The sequence below is a fragment of the Bradyrhizobium sp. 186 genome (assembly GCF_023101685.1).
In the GTDB taxonomy this organism is placed as follows: Bacteria; Pseudomonadota; Alphaproteobacteria; order Rhizobiales; family Xanthobacteraceae; genus Bradyrhizobium.
In genome coordinates this window covers 7988381-8011817 of record NZ_CP082164.1, presented here as the reverse complement: position 1 = coordinate 8011817, position 23437 = coordinate 7988381, and the positions used below count along the sequence as shown (strand labels likewise).

General features: G+C 64.4%; 8 protein-coding genes and 1 pseudogene. 7 read left to right on the top strand and 2 right to left on the bottom strand.

The window, feature by feature from the left end; translation table 11 throughout:
* Window positions 1–646: 646 nt before the first annotated feature.
* The 3 genes from IVB18_RS38470 to IVB18_RS38460 all read left to right on the top strand — a co-directional run bounded on the left by IVB18_RS38470 (window position 647) and on the right by IVB18_RS38460 (window position 18155).
* Window positions 647–14962 (top strand): VCBS domain-containing protein, encoded by a 14316-nt coding sequence (locus IVB18_RS38470; RefSeq protein ID WP_247985455.1) that lies wholly within the window; start codon window positions 647–649, stop codon window positions 14960–14962.
* A 147-nt stretch (window positions 14963–15109) separates the two neighbouring features.
* On the top strand, window positions 15110–16777 hold the full coding sequence (locus tag IVB18_RS38465) for a type I secretion system permease/ATPase (RefSeq protein WP_247985454.1): 1668 nt from the start codon (window positions 15110–15112) through the stop codon (window positions 16775–16777).
* Window positions 16778–16787: 10 nt separating this feature from the next.
* On the top strand, window positions 16788–18155 hold the full coding sequence (locus IVB18_RS38460) for an HlyD family type I secretion periplasmic adaptor subunit (RefSeq protein WP_247985453.1): 1368 nt from the start codon (window positions 16788–16790) through the stop codon (window positions 18153–18155).
* Window positions 18156–18235: 80 nt separating this feature from the next.
* On the opposite strand, the gene IVB18_RS38455 is transcribed toward IVB18_RS38460, so the two are convergent.
* Window positions 18236–18529, bottom strand: a complete 294-nt coding sequence (locus IVB18_RS38455; protein WP_346732682.1) for a ParB N-terminal domain-containing protein — start codon at window positions 18527–18529, stop codon at window positions 18236–18238.
* 20 nt (window positions 18530–18549) lie between these two features.
* Between IVB18_RS38455 and IVB18_RS38450 the strand changes: the two genes are divergently transcribed.
* The 4 genes and pseudogenes from IVB18_RS38450 to IVB18_RS38435 all read left to right on the top strand — a co-directional run bounded on the left by IVB18_RS38450 (window position 18550) and on the right by IVB18_RS38435 (window position 21523).
* A complete protein-coding gene (locus tag IVB18_RS38450) occupies window positions 18550–18972 on the top strand; it encodes a transposase (protein WP_247985451.1) in 423 nt (140 codons plus the stop codon).
* A pseudogene (tnpB, locus tag IVB18_RS38445) lies at window positions 18966–19271 on the top strand (IS66 family insertion sequence element accessory protein TnpB); the annotation flags it as partial. The gene IVB18_RS38450 and the pseudogene tnpB, both read left to right, overlap by 7 nt.
* 96 nt (window positions 19272–19367) lie before the next feature.
* Window positions 19368–20924 carry an IS66 family transposase gene (locus IVB18_RS38440; protein WP_247991831.1) on the top strand — a complete coding sequence of 519 codons (1557 nt, stop codon included), beginning with the start codon at window positions 19368–19370 and terminating at the stop codon, window positions 20922–20924.
* On the top strand, window positions 20921–21523 hold the full coding sequence (locus IVB18_RS38435; RefSeq protein WP_247985450.1) for a plasmid pRiA4b ORF-3 family protein: 603 nt from the start codon (window positions 20921–20923) through the stop codon (window positions 21521–21523). The genes IVB18_RS38440 and IVB18_RS38435 overlap by 4 nt, the downstream gene beginning before the upstream one ends.
* A 1070-nt stretch (window positions 21524–22593) precedes the next feature.
* On the opposite strand, the gene IVB18_RS38430 is transcribed toward IVB18_RS38435, so the two are convergent.
* Window positions 22594–22965 (bottom strand): hypothetical protein, encoded by a 372-nt coding sequence (locus IVB18_RS38430; RefSeq protein WP_247985449.1) that lies wholly within the window; start codon window positions 22963–22965, stop codon window positions 22594–22596.
* Window positions 22966–23437: the final 472 nt, after the last annotated feature.

Here is a 23437-nt window from a genome sequence, read left to right as displayed (position 1 = left end):
GTGCGGGTGACATATAGACAGTGGATTAAAATTAGAGCATCTTATATTTAATTTAGAATAAAGGGCTTGGGAATCCGCGGCACTCCGGGCAGCGGAGATACGGCATCAAGGCCGGTCGGCCTGCGCGGGAGTGCATTGCCGAATATAAAACAGGGCAGGGATGAGGGCGTTCGGAATCTTTTCACATTAGGTCGCTGCGCAAATAGAAGACAGGCAATTGCCTGTTGACCACGCCTGCTCCGTTTGGGTGTAGGCGCCGGCACTTTGTGAATTCGCTTTCGACTGCAGTCACACCTGCTCTGCGTCAGCAGAGTTGAGGGAGTGCATATTGAGTGGCGTAAATGTTTTCCGCAGTCCCGAATTGTCAGCCGCTTGGTCGCTCATCGAATGGCGCCTGCAAGGGAAATCGAACTCCGCTCTTCTTTCTTCGTCGTTCGATCGGTCGGTCGATGTCGCGGTACGCGCGGCGAACAATGCGCCCGCTCTGATCAATCAGGCGGCGTTGAAGCTGCCATCTCATTGTGGCGACCGGTCGATAGTGACCGAACGCGCTCCGGTTGCGGAGATGTCATCCATCTTAACATCCATTCGATCCCGGCAGAATGAAGCTGTTTCATGTGATTTTCTGATTGTGAGGACGTAAGCCATGGCGACGCAGACGACCGGTGGGGGCAGCACGATTTCGTTCGGAAATGCCCCGCAAGCCAACAATGACAGCTTTGCGTTCACAGAAGACGCCAACAACATTCTTGTTTTGAATGTCATGGCGAATGATCTGGGTGGCGCAGCGAAGACGCTGTTCTCCGTAGATGATGGAACGAGCGCCTCGGCATCGACCAAGACCTATGCACCGGCGGATCTGCTGGTCAAAGATGTCGTCTACAGCAGCGACACAGCCGGAATGACCGGAACGAGCGACCATAGCGCGCTCGGTGCGCGCATCTGGATCGAATCGGACGGCTCCATCCATTACGACAAGGGCGACATCAACGCCCAGCTACAGGCGCTTGCGGTCGGCAACACGCTGACCGACACATTTACCTACGCGATCCAGCTGGGCAACGGGACGCTTAGCTGGGCGACGGTGACACTCCAGTTCAATGGCGCAAACGACTCCGTCTCTATCACATCGAGTCCGCAGAATGGCTCGGTGGTAGAAGACGCGAATGCCACGCCAGATCTCTCGGATTCGCAGGGCGCGGCCGGCACCATCAGCTTCAACGACGCGGATCTCAGCGACACGCATTCAGCCTCGTTCGCGGCGGCCTCCTCCAACACCACTACGCTCGGCACCTTCTCGCTTGATCCTGTTAACGAGGCGCCCAATGCCGCCAACGGCTCTGTGCAATGGCACTACAGCTTGAACAACTCGGCCGCGCAGTACCTCGCCGCGGGGCAGAGCGTGGTCGAGCAGTATACCGTAACAGTGAGCGACGGTCACGGCTCGACGACCAGCCAGCTCGTCACCGTCACCATCCACGGCACCAACGACACCGCCGTGATCGGCGGCGTCGCCACCGGCGACGTCACCGAAGATGTGGCCGTCACCGCCGGCAACCTGACCACCAGCGGCGCGCTGACCATCGCCGACGCCGATCAGGGCCAGGCCAATTTCACCACCCAAGCCGCCACCGCCGGCAGCAACGGCTACGGCACCTTCACGCTCGCCGCAGACGGCAGCTGGACCTACACCGCTGACGACTCGCAGACCGCGATCCAGCAGCTCGGCGCCGGCCAGTCGATCACCGACAGCTTCACCGCCGTCTCCTCCGACGGCTCCGCCAGCCAGCTCGTCACCGTCACCATCCACGGCACCAACGACACCGCCGTGATCGGCGGCGTCGCCACCGGCGACGTCACCGAAGATGTGGCCGTCACCGCCGGCAACCTGACCACCAGCGGCGCGCTGACCATCGCCGACGCCGATCAGGGCCAGGCCAATTTCACCACCCAAGCCGCCACCGCCGGCAGCAACGGCTACGGCACCTTCACGCTCGCCGCAGACGGCAGCTGGACCTACACCGCTGACGACTCGCAGACCGCGATCCAGCAGCTCGGCGCCGGCCAGTCGATCACCGACAGCTTCACCGCCGTCTCCTCCGACGGCTCCGCCAGCCAGCTCGTCACCGTCACCATCCACGGCACCAACGACACCGCCGTGATCGGCGGCGTCGCCACCGGCGACGTCACCGAAGATGTGGCCGTCACCGCCGGCAACCTGACCACCAGCGGCGCGCTGACCATCGCCGACGCCGATCAGGGCCAGGCCAATTTCACCACCCAAGCCGCCACCGCCGGCAGCAACGGCTACGGCACCTTCACGCTCGCCGCAGACGGCAGCTGGACCTACACCGCTGACGACTCGCAGACCGCGATCCAGCAGCTCGGCGCCGGCCAGTCGATCACCGACAGCTTCACCGCCGTCTCCTCCGACGGCTCCGCCAGCCAGCTCGTCACCGTCACCATCCACGGCACCAACGACACCGCCGTGATCGGCGGCGTCGCCACCGGCGACGTCACCGAAGATGTGGCCGTCACCGCCGGCAACCTGACCACCAGCGGCGCGCTGACCATCGCCGACGCCGATCAGGGCCAGGCCAATTTCACCACCCAAGCCGCCACCGCCGGCAGCAACGGCTACGGCACCTTCACGCTCGCCGCAGACGGCAGCTGGACCTACACCGCTGACGACTCGCAGACCGCGATCCAGCAGCTCGGCGCCGGCCAGTCGATCACCGACAGCTTCACCGCCGTCTCCTCCGACGGCTCCGCCAGCCAGCTCGTCACCGTCACCATCCACGGCACCAACGACACCGCCGTGATCGGCGGCGTCGCCACCGGCGACGTCACCGAAGATGTGGCCGTCACCGCCGGCAACCTGACCACCAGCGGCGCGCTGACCATCGCCGACGCCGATCAGGGCCAGGCCAATTTCACCACCCAAGCCGCCACCGCCGGCAGCAACGGCTACGGCACCTTCACGCTCGCCGCAGACGGCAGCTGGACCTACACCGCTGACGACTCGCAGACCGCGATCCAGCAGCTCGGCGCCGGCCAGTCGATCACCGACAGCTTCACCGCCGTCTCCTCCGACGGCTCCGCCAGCCAGCTCGTCACCGTCACCATCCACGGCACCAACGACACCGCCGTGATCGGCGGCGTCGCCACCGGCGACGTCACCGAAGATGTGGCCGTCACCGCCGGCAACCTGACCACCAGCGGCGCGCTGACCATCGCCGACGCCGATCAGGGCCAGGCCAATTTCACCACCCAAGCCGCCACCGCCGGCAGCAACGGCTACGGCACCTTCACGCTCGCCGCAGACGGCAGCTGGACCTACACCGCTGACGACTCGCAGACCGCGATCCAGCAGCTCGGCGCCGGCCAGTCGATCACCGACAGCTTCACCGCCGTCTCCTCCGACGGCTCCGCCAGCCAGCTCGTCACCGTCACCATCCACGGCACCAACGACACCGCCGTGATCGGCGGCGTCGCCACCGGCGACGTCACCGAAGATGTGGCCGTCACCGCCGGCAACCTGACCACCAGCGGCGCGCTGACCATCGCCGACGCCGATCAGGGCCAGGCCAATTTCACCACCCAAGCCGCCACCGCCGGCAGCAACGGCTACGGCACCTTCACGCTCGCCGCAGACGGCAGCTGGACCTACACCGCTGACGACTCGCAGACCGCGATCCAGCAGCTCGGCGCCGGCCAGTCGATCACCGACAGCTTCACCGCCGTCTCCTCCGACGGCTCCGCCAGCCAGCTCGTCACCGTCACCATCCACGGCACCAACGACACCGCCGTGATCGGCGGCGTCGCCACCGGCGACGTCACCGAAGATGTGGCCGTCACCGCCGGCAACCTGACCACCAGCGGCGCGCTGACCATCGCCGACGCCGATCAGGGCCAGGCCAATTTCACCACCCAAGCCGCCACCGCCGGCAGCAACGGCTACGGCACCTTCACGCTCGCCGCAGACGGCAGCTGGACCTACACCGCTGACGACTCGCAGACCGCGATCCAGCAGCTCGGCGCCGGCCAGTCGATCACCGACAGCTTCACCGCCGTCTCCTCCGACGGCTCCGCCAGCCAGCTCGTCACCGTCACCATCCACGGCACCAACGACACCGCCGTGATCGGCGGCGTCGCCACCGGCGACGTCACCGAAGATGTGGCCGTCACCGCCGGCAACCTGACCACCAGCGGCGCGCTGACCATCGCCGACGCCGATCAGGGCCAGGCCAATTTCACCACCCAAGCCGCCACCGCCGGCAGCAACGGCTACGGCACCTTCACGCTCGCCGCAGACGGCAGCTGGACCTACACCGCTGACGACTCGCAGACCGCGATCCAGCAGCTCGGCGCCGGCCAGTCGATCACCGACAGCTTCACCGCCGTCTCCTCCGACGGCTCCGCCAGCCAGCTCGTCACCGTCACCATCCACGGCACCAACGACACCGCCGTGATCGGCGGCGTCGCCACCGGCGACGTCACCGAAGATGTGGCCGTCACCGCCGGCAACCTGACCACCAGCGGCGCGCTGACCATCGCCGACGCCGATCAGGGCCAGGCCAATTTCACCACCCAAGCCGCCACCGCCGGCAGCAACGGCTACGGCACCTTCACGCTCGCCGCAGACGGCAGCTGGACCTACACCGCTGACGACTCGCAGACCGCGATCCAGCAGCTCGGCGCCGGCCAGTCGATCACCGACAGCTTCACCGCCGTCTCCTCCGACGGCTCCGCCAGCCAGCTCGTCACCGTCACCATCCACGGCACCAACGACACCGCCGTGATCGGCGGCGTCGCCACCGGCGACGTCACCGAAGATGTGGCCGTCACCGCCGGCAACCTGACCACCAGCGGCGCGCTGACCATCGCCGACGCCGATCAGGGCCAGGCCAATTTCACCACCCAAGCCGCCACCGCCGGCAGCAACGGCTACGGCACCTTCACGCTCGCCGCAGACGGCAGCTGGACCTACACCGCTGACGACTCGCAGACCGCGATCCAGCAGCTCGGCGCCGGCCAGTCGATCACCGACAGCTTCACCGCCGTCTCCTCCGACGGCTCCGCCAGCCAGCTCGTCACCGTCACCATCCACGGCACCAACGACACCGCCGTGATCGGCGGCGTCGCCACCGGCGACGTCACCGAAGATGTGGCCGTCACCGCCGGCAACCTGACCACCAGCGGCGCGCTGACCATCGCCGACGCCGATCAGGGCCAGGCCAATTTCACCACCCAAGCCGCCACCGCCGGCAGCAACGGCTACGGCACCTTCACGCTCGCCGCAGACGGCAGCTGGACCTACACCGCTGACGACTCGCAGACCGCGATCCAGCAGCTCGGCGCCGGCCAGTCGATCACCGACAGCTTCACCGCCGTCTCCTCCGACGGCTCCGCCAGCCAGCTCGTCACCGTCACCATCCACGGCACCAACGACACCGCCGTGATCGGCGGCGTCGCCACCGGCGACGTCACCGAAGATGTGGCCGTCACCGCCGGCAACCTGACCACCAGCGGCGCGCTGACCATCGCCGACGCCGATCAGGGCCAGGCCAATTTCACCACCCAAGCCGCCACCGCCGGCAGCAACGGCTACGGCACCTTCACGCTCGCCGCAGACGGCAGCTGGACCTACACCGCTGACGACTCGCAGACCGCGATCCAGCAGCTCGGCGCCGGCCAGTCGATCACCGACAGCTTCACCGCCGTCTCCTCCGACGGCTCCGCCAGCCAGCTCGTCACCGTCACCATCCACGGCACCAACGACACCGCCGTGATCGGCGGCGTCGCCACCGGCGACGTCACCGAAGATGTGGCCGTCACCGCCGGCAACCTGACCACCAGCGGCGCGCTGACCATCGCCGACGCCGATCAGGGCCAGGCCAATTTCACCACCCAAGCCGCCACCGCCGGCAGCAACGGCTACGGCACCTTCACGCTCGCCGCAGACGGCAGCTGGACCTACACCGCTGACGACTCGCAGACCGCGATCCAGCAGCTCGGCGCCGGCCAGTCGATCACCGACAGCTTCACCGCCGTCTCCTCCGACGGCTCCGCCAGCCAGCTCGTCACCGTCACCATCCACGGCACCAACGACACCGCCGTGATCGGCGGCGTCGCCACCGGCGACGTCACCGAAGATGTGGCCGTCACCGCCGGCAACCTGACCACCAGCGGCGCGCTGACCATCGCCGACGCCGATCAGGGCCAGGCCAATTTCACCACCCAAGCCGCCACCGCCGGCAGCAACGGCTACGGCACCTTCACGCTCGCCGCAGACGGCAGCTGGACCTACACCGCTGACGACTCGCAGACCGCGATCCAGCAGCTCGGCGCCGGCCAGTCGATCACCGACAGCTTCACCGCCGTCTCCTCCGACGGCTCCGCCAGCCAGCTCGTCACCGTCACCATCCACGGCACCAACGACACCGCCGTGATCGGCGGCGTCGCCACCGGCGACGTCACCGAAGATGTGGCCGTCACCGCCGGCAACCTGACCACCAGCGGCGCGCTGACCATCGCCGACGCCGATCAGGGCCAGGCCAATTTCACCACCCAAGCCGCCACCGCCGGCAGCAACGGCTACGGCACCTTCACGCTCGCCGCAGACGGCAGCTGGACCTACACCGCTGACGACTCGCAGACCGCGATCCAGCAGCTCGGCGCCGGCCAGTCGATCACCGACAGCTTCACCGCCGTCTCCTCCGACGGCTCCGCCAGCCAGCTCGTCACCGTCACCATCCACGGCACCAACGACACCGCCGTGATCGGCGGCGTCGCCACCGGCGACGTCACCGAAGATGTGGCCGTCACCGCCGGCAACCTGACCACCAGCGGCGCGCTGACCATCGCCGACGCCGATCAGGGCCAGGCCAATTTCACCACCCAAGCCGCCACCGCCGGCAGCAACGGCTACGGCACCTTCACGCTCGCCGCAGACGGCAGCTGGACCTACACCGCTGACGACTCGCAGACCGCGATCCAGCAGCTCGGCGCCGGCCAGTCGATCACCGACAGCTTCACCGCCGTCTCCTCCGACGGCTCCGCCAGCCAGCTCGTCACCGTCACCATCCACGGCACCAACGACACCGCCGTGATCGGCGGCGTCGCCACCGGCGACGTCACCGAAGATGTGGCCGTCACCGCCGGCAACCTGACCACCAGCGGCGCGCTGACCATCGCCGACGCCGATCAGGGCCAGGCCAATTTCACCACCCAAGCCGCCACCGCCGGCAGCAACGGCTACGGCACCTTCACGCTCGCCGCAGACGGCAGCTGGACCTACACCGCTGACGACTCGCAGACCGCGATCCAGCAGCTCGGCGCCGGCCAGTCGATCACCGACAGCTTCACCGCCGTCTCCTCCGACGGCTCCGCCAGCCAGCTCGTCACCGTCACCATCCACGGCACCAACGACACCGCCGTGATCGGCGGCGTCGCCACCGGCGACGTCACCGAAGATGTGGCCGTCACCGCCGGCAACCTGACCACCAGCGGCGCGCTGACCATCGCCGACGCCGATCAGGGCCAGGCCAATTTCACCACCCAAGCCGCCACCGCCGGCAGCAACGGCTACGGCACCTTCACGCTCGCCGCAGACGGCAGCTGGACCTACACCGCTGACGACTCGCAGACCGCGATCCAGCAGCTCGGCGCCGGCCAGTCGATCACCGACAGCTTCACCGCCGTCTCCTCCGACGGCTCCGCCAGCCAGCTCGTCACCGTCACCATCCACGGCACCAACGACACCGCCGTGATCGGCGGCGTCGCCACCGGCGACGTCACCGAAGATGTGGCCGTCACCGCCGGCAACCTGACCACCAGCGGCGCGCTGACCATCGCCGACGCCGATCAGGGCCAGGCCAATTTCACCACCCAAGCCGCCACCGCCGGCAGCAACGGCTACGGCACCTTCACGCTCGCCGCAGACGGCAGCTGGACCTACACCGCTGACGACTCGCAGACCGCGATCCAGCAGCTCGGCGCCGGCCAGTCGATCACCGACAGCTTCACCGCCGTCTCCTCCGACGGCTCCGCCAGCCAGCTCGTCACCGTCACCATCCACGGCACCAACGACACCGCCGTGATCGGCGGCGTCGCCACCGGCGACGTCACCGAAGATGTGGCCGTCACCGCCGGCAACCTGACCACCAGCGGCGCGCTGACCATCGCCGACGCCGATCAGGGCCAGGCCAATTTCACCACCCAAGCCGCCACCGCCGGCAGCAACGGCTACGGCACCTTCACGCTCGCCGCAGACGGCAGCTGGACCTACACCGCTGACGACTCGCAGACCGCGATCCAGCAGCTCGGCGCCGGCCAGTCGATCACCGACAGCTTCACCGCCGTCTCCTCCGACGGCTCCGCCAGCCAGCTCGTCACCGTCACCATCCACGGCACCAACGACACCGCCGTGATCGGCGGCGTCGCCACCGGCGACGTCACCGAAGATGTGGCCGTCACCGCCGGCAACCTGACCACCAGCGGCGCGCTGACCATCGCCGACGCCGATCAGGGCCAGGCCAATTTCACCACCCAAGCCGCCACCGCCGGCAGCAACGGCTACGGCACCTTCACGCTCGCCGCAGACGGCAGCTGGACCTACACCGCTGACGACTCGCAGACCGCGATCCAGCAGCTCGGCGCCGGCCAGTCGATCACCGACAGCTTCACCGCCGTCTCCTCCGACGGCTCCGCCAGCCAGCTCGTCACCGTCACCATCCACGGCACCAACGACACCGCCGTGATCGGCGGCGTCGCCACCGGCGACGTCACCGAAGATGTGGCCGTCACCGCCGGCAACCTGACCACCAGCGGCGCGCTGACCATCGCCGACGCCGATCAGGGCCAGGCCAATTTCACCACCCAAGCCGCCACCGCCGGCAGCAACGGCTACGGCACCTTCACGCTCGCCGCAGACGGCAGCTGGACCTACACCGCTGACGACTCGCAGACCGCGATCCAGCAGCTCGGCGCCGGCCAGTCGATCACCGACAGCTTCACCGCCGTCTCCTCCGACGGCTCCGCCAGCCAGCTCGTCACCGTCACCATCCACGGCACCAACGACACCGCCGTGATCGGCGGCGTCGCCACCGGCGACGTCACCGAAGATGTGGCCGTCACCGCCGGCAACCTGACCACCAGCGGCGCGCTGACCATCGCCGACGCCGATCAGGGCCAGGCCAATTTCACCACCCAAGCCGCCACCGCCGGCAGCAACGGCTACGGCACCTTCACGCTCGCCGCAGACGGCAGCTGGACCTACACCGCTGACGACTCGCAGACCGCGATCCAGCAGCTCGGCGCCGGCCAGTCGATCACCGACAGCTTCACCGCCGTCTCCTCCGACGGCTCCGCCAGCCAGCTCGTCACCGTCACCATCCACGGCACCAACGACACCGCCGTGATCGGCGGCGTCGCCACCGGCGACGTCACCGAAGATGTGGCCGTCACCGCCGGCAACCTGACCACCAGCGGCGCGCTGACCATCGCCGACGCCGATCAGGGCCAGGCCAATTTCACCACCCAAGCCGCCACCGCCGGCAGCAACGGCTACGGCACCTTCACGCTCGCCGCAGACGGCAGCTGGACCTACACCGCTGACGACTCGCAGACCGCGATCCAGCAGCTCGGCGCCGGCCAGTCGATCACCGACAGCTTCACCGCCGTCTCCTCCGACGGCTCCGCCAGCCAGCTCGTCACCGTCACCATCCACGGCACCAACGACACCGCCGTGATCGGCGGCGTCGCCACCGGCGACGTCACCGAAGATGTGGCCGTCACCGCCGGCAACCTGACCACCAGCGGCGCGCTGACCATCGCCGACGCCGATCAGGGCCAGGCCAATTTCACCACCCAAGCCGCCACCGCCGGCAGCAACGGCTACGGCACCTTCACGCTCGCCGCAGACGGCAGCTGGACCTACACCGCTGACGACTCGCAGACCGCGATCCAGCAGCTCGGCGCCGGCCAGTCGATCACCGACAGCTTCACCGCCGTCTCCTCCGACGGCTCCGCCAGCCAGCTCGTCACCGTCACCATCCACGGCACCAACGACACCGCCGTGATCGGCGGCGTCGCCACCGGCGACGTCACCGAAGATGTGGCCGTCACCGCCGGCAACCTGACCACCAGCGGCGCGCTGACCATCGCCGACGCCGATCAGGGCCAGGCCAATTTCACCACCCAAGCCGCCACCGCCGGCAGCAACGGCTACGGCACCTTCACGCTCGCCGCAGACGGCAGCTGGACCTACACCGCTGACGACTCGCAGACCGCGATCCAGCAGCTCGGCGCCGGCCAGTCGATCACCGACAGCTTCACCGCCGTCTCCTCCGACGGCTCCGCCAGCCAGCTCGTCACCGTCACCATCCACGGCACCAACGACACCGCCGTGATCGGCGGCGTCGCCACCGGCGACGTCACCGAAGATGTGGCCGTCACCGCCGGCAACCTGACCACCAGCGGCGCGCTGACCATCGCCGACGCCGATCAGGGCCAGGCCAATTTCACCACCCAAGCCGCCACCGCCGGCAGCAACGGCTACGGCACCTTCACGCTCGCCGCAGACGGCAGCTGGACCTACACCGCTGACGACTCGCAGACCGCGATCCAGCAGCTCGGCGCCGGCCAGTCGATCACCGACAGCTTCACCGCCGTCTCCTCCGACGGCTCCGCCAGCCAGCTCGTCACCGTCACCATCCACGGCACCAACGACACCGCCGTGATCGGCGGCGTCGCCACCGGCGACGTCACCGAAGATGTGGCCGTCACCGCCGGCAACCTGACCACCAGCGGCGCGCTGACCATCGCCGACGCCGATCAGGGCCAGGCCAATTTCACCACCCAAGCCGCCACCGCCGGCAGCAACGGCTACGGCACCTTCACGCTCGCCGCAGACGGCAGCTGGACCTACACCGCTGACGACTCGCAGACCGCGATCCAGCAGCTCGGCGCCGGCCAGTCGATCACCGACAGCTTCACCGCCGTCTCCTCCGACGGCTCCGCCAGCCAGCTCGTCACCGTCACCATCCACGGCACCAACGACACCGCCGTGATCGGCGGCGTCGCCACCGGCGACGTCACCGAAGATGTGGCCGTCACCGCCGGCAACCTGACCACCAGCGGCGCGCTGACCATCGCCGACGCCGATCAGGGCCAGGCCAATTTCACCACCCAAGCCGCCACCGCCGGCAGCAACGGCTACGGCACCTTCACGCTCGCCGCAGACGGCAGCTGGACCTACACCGCTGACGACTCGCAGACCGCGATCCAGCAGCTCGGCGCCGGCCAGTCGATCACCGACAGCTTCACCGCCGTCTCCTCCGACGGCTCCGCCAGCCAGCTCGTCACCGTCACCATCCACGGCACCAACGACACGCCCGTTGTGGACCTCAATGGTCCGACGCCGGGAAATGATACGACCGCTTCGTTCACCGAGCAGACGCCCCTGGTGGTTGCGCCTTCGGCGACGATCATTGACATCGACTCGGCCAACTTGACTTCATTGACAGCTACCTTGACGACGCGGCCCGACGGCAACACGGTCGAATCGCTGTCCTTGAATGCGGCGGCAACGGCAGCCGCGGCAGGTCTAACCGTGAGCTATACCCAGACCACAGGGGTACTGTCGGTTACCGGCTCGGCTTCAAAGGCTACCTACCAGACCATCCTGGACGGCATCGTTTACAACGATACCAGCGATACGCCGACCACGACATTGCGGACGGTGAACGTGGTAGTCAGTGACGGCACCGACTCGAGCGTCTCGCACAGCGTCAGCATCAGCGTCGCCGCCGCAAATGACGTCCCGGTCGTGGACCTCAACGGTGCAGGAGCTGGCAACGACGCCACGGCCGCGTTCACGGAACAGACGCCTGTCGTGATTGCACCGTCGGCGACCATCACCGATGTCGACTCGGCCAATCTGACCTCAATGACGGCCACCTTGACGACACGGCCCGACGGCAACACGGTCGAATCGCTGTCCTTGACTGCGGCGGCGGCGGCAGCCGCGGCAGGTCTGACCGTGAGCTATACCCAGACCACCGGGGTATTGTCGGTTACCGGCGCGGCTTCAAAGGCCACTTACCAGACGATCCTGGATGGCGTCGTCTACAGCAACACCAGCGACGCGCCAACCACGACGGGCCGCACGGTGAACGTGGTGGTCAATGACGGCGCCGGCTCCAGCGTCTCGCACAGTGTCGTCATCAGCGTCGCCGCCGTAAACGACGCTCCCGTGGCGGTGAACGACAACTACATCTTGGATACCAGCGTCGGTAATACGTTGACTGTGTCCGCGGCAGGTGTCCTTGCCAATGACAGCGATCCCGACAGTGCGATCACGGCGGTGAAAGACACAAACCCCACCCACGGAACAGTGACGTTGACTGCAAATGGCTCGTTTACATATACGCGAACTGACACCTCCTTCTTGGGCACGGACAGTTTCACTTACCACGCGACGGACGGTTCCCTTTCCAGCAGTCTGGTGACTGTAACAATCACTCTTGCAGGCAGCGTTAGTGGGCACACGATCAATTTCGGAAACGGTGCCGACGATGCGAACTTCGCCGACACGACTTTCGACTTTAACGCGCCATCGGCGCCCGGCAATTGGTCGATATTGATGGGCAATGGCGCTGATACTCTGGTGACAGCGTGGAATCACATCAATGGGACGACCACCTATAACGGTGGAAATGGTACAGACGACATCACGCTGGTTTTCTCCTCCGCCCAGCTCGAACAAATCCTCTCGAATGCAACGTTCGAAAGCGCGTTGCAAAACTACTTTGACGGTTCTCCAACAGGAACTCTCGATCTCCTGGCTTCGAGCTGGCAGGCTAGCGCCACTGCTTTCGAAAACGGAAATCTCGCGATCGCACTCAATGGAGGCGGCACCGCGACCTATTCCGCGATCACCGATAATTTGCCTGATCTGCTGGCGGGGTTAACCGGCAATTCGTCGGATAATACTCTGGTCGGAACCGCCAGCGGTGAGACAATCTCGGGCAGCGACGGCAACGATATCGTGGTGGGCCTCGGTGGCGACGATACCTTGAATGGCGGAAATGGCTCCGATCTGCTTCTCGGAGGTTCTGGGAACGATACGCTGACCGGCGGAGCGGGCATTGACATTCTCTCGGGCGGCACTGGCAACGACACGTTCAGGTATACCGTCGCCAGCGACTCAAACCACGCCGGCTTTGACAGGATCACCGATTTTGCGTCGGGGTCCGATAAAATTGCGGCCACCTCGGGCTTTGCAATCACGTCGGTTGGCACGTCATTGGCCACGGCGACGAGCTCGGTTGCGGCGCATACGTTTGCCTGGTTCGTCGATACCGCCAACAACCAGACGATCGTCTACGGTAACGCCGCGAATGGCGCTCTCAACGGCGGCAACGCCAGCCTGCTGGAAATACGCCTCGCAGGGGTGACATCATTGACTGCCGCCGACTTTGCGACGGGAGTAGCTCCGGCCGGGATCACCGGCGAGCAGATCAACCTTGGCCTGGCCGATCCCTCGTCGGACCTGAACGACCTGATAACGGTCACAGTCAGCGGTGTTCCGTTGGGTTGGAGTTTGAACGCGGGGACGAACAACGGCAACGGTACCTGGACGGTGCAAACGAGTGATGTCCGGTCGCTGGCGGTTACCACACTCGCCGACTTCGCGGGTGCGGTTGTCCTGAACGTCGCCGAAACATGGACGGAGGCCGACGGCACTACGGGAGCCAAATTTGTTTTCGACAATGTTGAAGCCTACGCGGCCGGTTCCCCAATCTTCGCCATTTCGGGGGACGACAACCTGACCGCTTCCAGCGGCAACGACTTGATCGTTTTCGCTCAACCGATTGGCCACGATACGATCTACAATTTTAACACCGCGCACGACCAGATCGACCTGATCGGCTATGCGGAGTTCACCGGCTTTGGCGACATTCAGGCGCACACGGCCAATGACGGTGACGGCAACGCGGTGATCTCAGTGGGAGAAGGTCAGTCGATCACGCTGCACGGCGTCGATGCGAATTCGCTCACCTCGAGCGACTTTGTATTCGATCAAACACCAGTCACGGAAAATTCCGGCAGGCTGGTGATAGGCGATGGTGCGATGCTTCCGTTGAGCGGCATCATCGACAACACCGGCACAATCGAGTTGAACTCGACCGGAAACGGGACAGACCTCGAGCTGATCGAGCACGGTATCACGCTCCAAGGTCATGGGCAGGTCGTGCTGTCCGATAGCAGTCAGAACCTGATCACCGGAACGGCCTCCGACGTCATGCTGACGAATGTGGACAACACGATGTCCGGCGCGGGTCACCTCGGGGATGGGATGATGGGGCTGATCAACGAAGGCACGATCATCGCCACCGGCAGCAATGCACTCGACATCGATACCGGAGCTAACGCCGTAACTAACACGGGCACCATCGAGGCAATCGGAACCGGTGGGTTGGTCATCCATAGCGATGTCGTTAACAACGCCGTCGTCAACAGCGATGGCATAAGTTCGGCGGGGCTTCTCTGGGCGAACGGCGGAAATATAACTATCGACGGCAATGTCAGCGGTAACGGAACGGCTCAGATTAGCGGTTCGGCTACACTCGAATTCGGAGCGGCCTCATCTGCGCATGTAGCGCTTGATGCCCAAGCGGCCGGAACCATCGTGCTGCATGACTCCTTCGACTTTAGCGGGGTCGTGTCCGGATTTAACGGGGACGACCACCTGGATCTCCTCGATGTGGCATTCGGGGCCGGCACGACCGCGAGCTATGTCGCAAATCAGGCCGGTACTGGAGGAACCCTGTCGGTGACCGACGGAGTCCATACCGCCAATGTTACCCTGTTGGGCCAGTACGACCCCGCGGGCTTCCAGACAGAGGCAGACAAGACCACGGGAACGCTTATCAGCTACCACGACCATCTGGCCTGATGCGCTGCGAGGAAATGGGTCGGGGCGAATGTTGCGGCCCGACTTTGGACGACGATGCCCGGCGTTCGGCATTAATTTTGAAGAGGGGCGGATGTTCCGCTGAGCTGTGTGAGTACTCCGTTCAAAAGACCCGACGAACTCCGGCGTTTGCTGCAAAGCTGCCAGGGCTATTTCGTCACCGCCGCGTTCTTCAGCTTGGCGATCAATCTGCTTTACCTGGCAGGGCCGCTCTACATGCTTCAGGTCTATGACCGGGTGATCGCAAGCGCCAGCGGGATCACGCTGCTGATGCTCACGATCGCGCTCTTGACGGCGTTCCTGGCGCTGGCAGGGCTGGACGCCATTCGGGCCCGCGTGTTGACCCGCGCCAGCATTCGCCTTGACCAGACGATCGCGCCCCGCGTCATGACCGCCATCATCGATCGTGCCGCCGGTGGTGCGCGAAGCTACCTGCTGCGCGATTTCGACACCTTCCGCCAGTTCATCACCGGCACCGGGGTTCACGCCATCCTCGATCTGCCCTGGACGCCGATCTATATCGCGGTGATCTTTGGTCTGCATCCCGCGCTGGGCATGTTTGCGCTGGGAAGTTCAATCATTCTGATCCTGATGGCCGTCCTCAACGAATGGATCGTCAAGCCGCCGTTGTCGGAGGCCAATGAAGCGGCGAGCAAGAACTATAATTTTACCGAGATGAGCCTGCGCAACACCGAAGTGGTGCGCGCGATGGGGATGACGGCGGGACTTTTGAAGCGCTGGAGCCGGGATCGCAACCGGATGCTCGAGCGCCAAGTGGTCGCAAGCGACCGCGCCGCCACCATGCAGAGCCTGATCCGTTTTCTGCGGCTGTCGATGCAATCCTTGATTCTCGGTCTCGGCGCCTATCTGGTGATCGAGCGGCTCACGACGGCCGGCGCGATGTTCGCCGCCAGCATCCTGCTTGGCCGCGCCTTGCAGCCGGTCGAGCAGATCGTTGGATCATGGCGCGGCCTCGTCTCGGCGCGCGTCGCCTTCTTGCGCCTGCGCGAGCTGCTGGCTGGCGCTCAAGCCCAGGAGCCCCGGCTCACACTCCCGCGACCCGAGGGCGGCCTTTCGGTCGAAGCACTGTCCTACGCCGCACCTGGCATGCCGAAACCGATTCTCCGTGGCGTCAGCTTTCAGATCGAGCCGGGTGAGGTGCTGGGAATCATCGGCCCGTCCGGCGCCGGCAAATCCACGCTGGCGCGCCACATCGTCGGTGTACAGGCCCCATCGGCAGGCGCCGTTCGTATCGACGGAGCCGATGTGTCCAGCTGGATCAAAACCTCGCTCGGCCAGCACCTCGGATATCTTCCGCAGGACGTCGAATTGTTCGCCGATAGCGTTGCCGCAAATATCTGCCGGTTCAATGACGGCGAGGATAGCGAGGTTATCCTGGCGGCACGCATGGCCGGGGTGCACGAGATGATCCTGCGACTTTCCGCGGGTTATGACAGCCAGGTCGGAGAGGCGGGCGCGATCCTCTCGGGAGGTTACCGCCAGCGCATCGGGCTGGCGCGCGCGGTCTATGGCAATCCAAGTCTGGTGGTGCTGGACGAGCCGAGTTCGAATCTCGATTCGGATGGTGACGCTGCTCTCGCCGCCTGCATCATGCAGCTGAAGAAGCGCGGAACGACGGTGATAATCATTTCGCATCGGCCCACCACCATTGGCGTGGTCGATAAGATATTGGTGCTCCGTGAAGGCGTCGTCGAGATGTTCGGCCCACGCGCCGAAATCCTGGCGCGTTTGACCCGGCCCGTGCCGATCCATGCAGTCCGGGAAACGACGGGTTAGGACACGGCAGATGGCGCTGTTGGAGCTTGCAGACCGATCGAAACGACCCGCAGCGGCCCCGAGCTGGACCAAAGGCGGGCAGGACGGTGTGCCGAGTGATTCCATCCGCCATGTGGCGCTGGCCGGATGGCTGATCATCGCCGTCTTTTTCGGCGGCATCGGCACCTGGGCGCTGACCGCGCCGCTCAACGGTGCCGTGGTCGCCAATGCGGTCGTCAAGGTTGACGGCAATCGCAAAAGCGTCCAGCACCTCGACGGTGGCATCGTCAAGGAACTGCATGTCCGGGAAGGCGAGCGGGTGCTCGCGGGAGATCTCCTGATCGTTCTCGACGAAACCCAGACGCGTGCTGAGTATGAGGTGCTCACGCAGCAATATGCGGTGCTTCGGGCGACGGAAGTACGGCTTCTGACTGAGCTTGATCACAGATCCGATCTCGTGTTGCCAGCGGATCTGAAGGCGCGCACTGAGGATCCCTATTTCACAAGCGTCTGGAACGGTCAGCGCAGCCAGTTCGAAAGTCGACGGGCCTCGCTGGAAGGACAAGGAAGCGTGATCCGCGAGAAGATCAACCAGCTGCGGTCGCAGATCGTTGGTGCGGAGGCGCAGGTCAAGTCGTTTAGCGATCAGATCAGCTCGGTTCGCAACGAGGCAAAAGATATTGCGCCGCTGGTCGAGCGAGGACTGATCGCGCGGCCCCGGATTCTGCAATTGGAGCGGACGGCTTACGGTCTGGAAGGCCAGATTGCTGACACGAACGCCAATATCGCCAAGTTGCGTCAGGCGATCGCCGAACAGGAGCAACAGATCTCGCAACTGGACAATGATCGAATGACCGAGGTCAGCAAGGACCTCCGCGATACGCAGGCCAGACTCCTCGAGGTGATTCCGAAGGCGCTGAGTGCCAAGGCAATAATGGGCCGAATGGAAATTCGCGCACCCTATACCGGCCGGGTCGTGGGACTGAATGTCTTCTCGGTGGGAGGCGTCATTCAGCGCGGCGATAAGATCCTGGATATCGTACCTGACGAGGAGTCGCTCACGATTGAAGCCCAGGTTGCCGTCGAGGACATCAGTGACGTGCATCCGAATACGCGGGCCGAGGTTCACCTCACGGCCTACAAGCAGCGCATCGTGCCGATCATCCACGGCGACGTCATTCAAGTGTCCGCCGATCGCCTGACTGATCCCAAGACCAACAATCCGTACTACACGGCTTTCGTCCGCATCGATCGCGACGAGCTGGCGACCATGCCGAACATACAGCTCTACCCAGGGATGCCGGCAACCGTCATGATCCCGACGGTTCAGCGCACCGCATTTGAATACATCGTTGGGCCGCTGGTCATGTCGTTCAACCAGTCATTCCGGCAGAAGTAACAACATCATCAGTTCGGCGAAAGAGGTGCCGTAGCGCTGGGAGCCTCCGAGGCTCTCGCAAAGGCGGCCGCACCAATGCCTCAACCTCGCCCGGCAGTGCAGCCGCCGTGAGCGGTAGGGAACGGCCGGTGCTGGGCGGCTGCGACCAGCGCCCAGCCGGACACCACCCGGCGTTTGGCATCAACGACAATGGGGAGAACGAATCCGAACTCCTGCAGGCTCGCCGCGAGCTTGCCGATCTGGCTCTTCGCGTGTCGGCGCGTCTGCTGGCCAAGCGGTTTGAGCTCCTCGATCCGCACATGGACGGTAAGCGTTGCGCCGAGGCCCTTCAGATTGTTTGTGCGCAGTCTTGGGAGCACCGCTAGAAGAGTCATCTTCGGCAAGGGTGCTCACAATGGACGACCATTCGGACGACATAAGACGACCGTTGTCGCCGCGTATCGAAGTGTATGCTGGCGTAGGTCGAAAGCATTGGCCGGATGATTTGAAGGCACAGATTGTCGCGGAAAGCCTCGAGCCAGGCGCGGTTGTAACAGATATCGCACGCCGCCATGGCTGCCGGCCACAGCAGGTGCATGATTGGCGGCGCCGGGCGCGTTTAGGTCAATTGGTGCTGCCAGCTTCGACGGATACATTATCGTTCGTGCCTTTGGTGTCGGATTCTTCGGAACCGGCGGCTGCGGAGCCATCCGTATCACCGGAAGCAGCCACTGTTACGGTTGAGCTCCTGGGTGCGCGGGTAGAGGTGCGCGGAACGCCTGGGCTTGCCGTGCTGAGTGATGTGTTTATGGCGTTACGCCGGACACGTTCATGCTGACGGCTCCCGCTGGCCTCGTGATTTACGTTGCGACCCGACCTGTAGACTTCAGGAAGGGCGCGGATGGCCTGGCGCTCTTAGCGAAGGAGGCGCTGGGCCACGATCCGATGAAGGGCGTGGCGGTGGTCTTCCGTGCGAAGCGCGCCGATCGGGTGAAGATTGTCGTCTGGGATGGCAGTGGCCTTGTGCTGTATTGGAAGCGGCTTGAGGGCGGCGGCTTCAAGTGGCCACCTGTTGTTGACGGCGTGATGCGGATGAACGCCGCGCAGTTGTCGGCGCTTCTGGCCGGCATGGATTGGACACGCATGCACACGCACCTCGAATCCCGCAGCCGAAAGCGCTTGCGTAAGGATATAAAATCTTCGCTGCATCGGGGCGCGAAGCATGGCAGGCCAATGAGTGATTTGCCTGATGAGCTGCCGAGCGATCCAGCCGAGCTGCGTGTCTTTGCCGCGGCTCTGCTGGATCGCTGTGCCAGGCTCGAGCGGTTGCTCAAGCTTGCAAAAGATGCGCAGTTCGGTCGATCGTCGGAAAAGCTTGACGCTGATCAGCTACAGCTTGTTCTGGAGGATATCGATGAGGCCGTCGCGGTTCTCGAAGCAGCCGAGGATCGCGCCGATCCCAAAAAATGCGAGAGCAGAACTGCCGAGCGCAGGGCCAATCGTGGCAAGCTGCCGGAGCATTTGCCACGTATCGTCGAAACCCTGATGCCCGCTGAAACCTGTTGCCCGTCCTGCGAAAGCGTCCTTTTTGAGATTGGGAGCGATGAGAGCCAGAGGCTGGACGTGGTACCGGCGCAGTATCGCGTAATCGTCACCCGCCGACCCAAGCTGGCCTGCCGCGCCTGTCATGGCGTCGTTCTCCAGCGCGCCGCGCCGGAACGCTTGATTAGGGGTGGGCTGCCTACAGAGCGGCTCGTCGCGCATGTGATCGATGCCAAGTATCATTGGCATTTGCCGCTCTATCGTCAGGCGCAGATGCTGGCGACCCACGGTATCGCGCTCGACCGCTCCACGCTCGCCTTCTGGGTCGGCTACGCCGCCCAGGAGCTGAAACCCTTGTGGCATCGTCTTCGCGAGATGTTGCTCGCCTCCTCGAAGATTTGTGTCGATGAGACGCCAGCACCGGTATTGGATCCGGGGCGCGGCAGGACCAAGACCGGTTACTTCTGGGCGCTGTCGCGCGATGACAGGCCTTGGGAACCACCTGGGGTGGTCTATGCCTATGCACCGGGCCGTGGCGCCATTCATGGCTTGAGGCTGCTCGAAGGCTACCGCGGCATCATCCACTGCGATGGCTATGAGGCCTACAAGACCATGACCCGGACGACGCGTGCGGACGCACTGTCCGGCACGCTCGCCTTCTGTTGGTCGCATCTACGGCGCCAGTTTGTGAAGATCGAGCGCGAGGCTGCTCCGGCGCCGGCGCCGGTTGCCCGCGAGGCTCTCGAGCGCATCGCCCAGCTCTACGCGATAGAGAAAGCCCTCCGCGGCCGATCTGATGCCGAGCGCCGAGCGGGCCGGCAGGCGCATGCCCAGCCTCTGGCCGCAGCCTTGAAGCAGTGGTTTGAGGCAAAGCTTGGTCACCTCGCGCAGAAGGGTGAGACGGCGAAGGCTTTGCGCTATGCGCTGCGTCATTGGGACGGTCTGACGCTCTACCTTGATGACGGGCGCATCGAAATGGACACCAACGCGGTCGAGCGTGCGATGCGGCCGATCAAGCTCAATGCCAAGAACGCCCTGTTCGCGGGGTGCGACGAGGGTGCCGAGAATTGGGCATTGCTGGCTTCGCTGATTGAGACGTGCAAGCTAAATGGCGTCAGTGCCGAGCACTGGCTTACTGACGTCCTCGCGAAGCTCGTCAATGGTTGGCCTGCGGCACGACTGGATGAGCTGCTCCCCTGGGCATCGACTTACACGATGCATGCTCACGATCCGGGGCTGGCAGCATGAGCCTCAACACGACCGCTGTCCGGATCAAGGTGACCCTCAAGGACGTGAAACCGGCGGTGATGCGGTGCCTCGTCGTACCCATCACCCTGCGTCTTGATCGGCTGCATCTGACGCTTCAGGCGGCCTTTGGCTGGACGGATAGCCACCTCTTCGAGTTCCTCGCTGGCGAAGGGTGGCATTGGGGCATTCCTGATCCCGATAACGATTTTGGCCACCAGCCCATCGATGCCCGCAAGGCGCGCCTCTCCGATATCGTTCACGAGACCGGCGCCAAGACGATCCATTATCTCTATGACTTCGGCGACAGTTGGGATCATGTGATCAAGCTCGAAAAATGGTTCGAGAACACGTCGACGGACGGTCTTCCCCTCTTGCTCGATGCCGTCGGCCGCTGCCCTCCGGAAGATGTTGGCGGGCCGCCCGGCTATGCCGACTACCTCGAAGCCATTGGCGATCCTGCCCACCAGAGCATGAACATATGCGTACCTGGGGCCCAGACCGGTTCGATCCCAACGTCGTCGATCGGGCTGCGCTCGAGGCCGCCGTCAGCGCATTACCGGAAAAGTGGAAGCCGTCGGTACACGACGCGATCAAAATAGACGTCAAGCGTCAATCAAAAGGGCCGCTGAGCTAGGTGTAAGGTCATGTCGCAGCGGATAACCAAACCGTTGGTCCGGGCCCCATCGGTTCGTTAAGGATTCATCGCAGTGCGCGGAGGCCGAGCTTGCATCAGCGGTTGCTTGAGTACACACGCGCTAGCCGTTGCTGATCCGTTGCGCGCGCATCTCTCTGTTTGCCCGGCTGTTTTGCGTGCAAATTCTCTGTTCACGAGGGAAAATTTCCCTGTTCCGATTTGGCGCAACGCAGGCACGACGGCCGGGATCGCTTTGCGATTCCAAGGCGTTGCCGCAGTTTGGGAATGCGCTGGCGGCCCGCGGCAGGCGCGCCTTTCCCTGCAGAATTCCCTGTTCGCAGGGAAAGGAACTTCCTGCGTCTGTGGTGGATTGCGGGCTTCAAACCAAAGGGAGATCGTCCATGATCAGAAAATCCGGTGGTGGCGGAGCAGGCCGGCAAGGCACCACTACGGGCGCGAACCACCGCAATGCTTCGCAGAACAATCCGAACGTCCAGCCCCCTACAACGGAACGTCTCCATCCGCCGCCCAGGCGGATACTGCGAATGGCTTGCCAATCGGCAGTCCAAGCACCGGCACCAGCCACTCATCTCGGTCGACCAATAGATCGGACAGCCCGTGGCCACTGTGTTAAAGCCGGGGATGAAAAGATTCATTTTGGCGACGCTGCTCGTCACGACGCCGGCGGCTGCGCAGAACGAACCGCTACCTCCGAAGGCATCCGTAACCGATCGCGAACGGGTTCAGGCCGATCGCGCGCGGGCGGCCGCGGACGAGAAGGACGCCCCTACAGCGCGCCCCTGGGATAGGGGAGCGGATGGCAAGCGGCCTTGGGAGCGGAGCGCGGCACCGAAATAGCGGCCTCTAAGTAGCAGCCTCAAATTAGCGGCATTGCAGGTAATCGGCTGTCTTGTCCTGAGCAAACGAAGGTTCACTCGCCCAATCGGCTTGAAGGAGCGCCACACCATCGGGCGGCCCAGTGTAACAATAGGGCTATGGTCCGGTTATCGGAGCCCCCCTCTAAGCGACACGACTTTATCGGACAGTCACTTCCACAATGATGACCGATGATCCGCGCTGCCTGCGGTTTTCGCCCGACACCGAAATTCGAAACTGGTCAGGTCCTGGGCTCGGAGGGGCTTGGTAGCGAAACGACGGTCCGGCGATCGTCACGATACCGGTACTCGGCGCCTCGACCAGTTTAACTTCGTCCAAAAGCTGTGTTTTGCCGCGCAGGCCTTGCAGGCATTCCGTCCCGGATGGGATCGAAACAGTCCAATACACGGTGTCAGAAAGCAGTACGAAGCGCTCGGGCCGGGAGACGCATTCACCCGCGGTCGCAGCACGCGCTTGCAACCAGTATTCAGCGAAAAAGCATAGGCTCGCAGCCGCTGTTTTGATTTTCATGCAGCCGCCCATTCAATCGTCATGGTTGGATCGGCTCAAGCAGACCTCAAACAAAACCGCCGCCACCGGCTCCCCGGTGTTGCGGCGGTTCATGGTTGAATGCAGCTACTGACTAAAAGATTCGCCGTTCACCGAGCGTACCAATACCCCCACCAGCGTTGGGACACGGGTCGCGCTTCCGCCTTGAGCGCCGCTACTTCCTCAACAGAGCGAAGATTGGGGCCATAGACCGCAGGCGGGTAAACATCATCCCAAAATACGTAACCAGTTCGGACGTCGGCCGCTCGATGATGCGCCGGAGCCAGCGCGAGCTCCGCGGCTGGAGCTGCGGTCGTTATCAAAGCGAGGCCAAGAACAGAAAGAGCAATGGATGGAGTAAGGGTGCAGAAGTTCATTGGATTGTTCCCTCTCGAAATGGGCGAGAAATAATGCGACGGCCTCTGAAAGGTTGCAAGCGCGACATTCCGCAGAA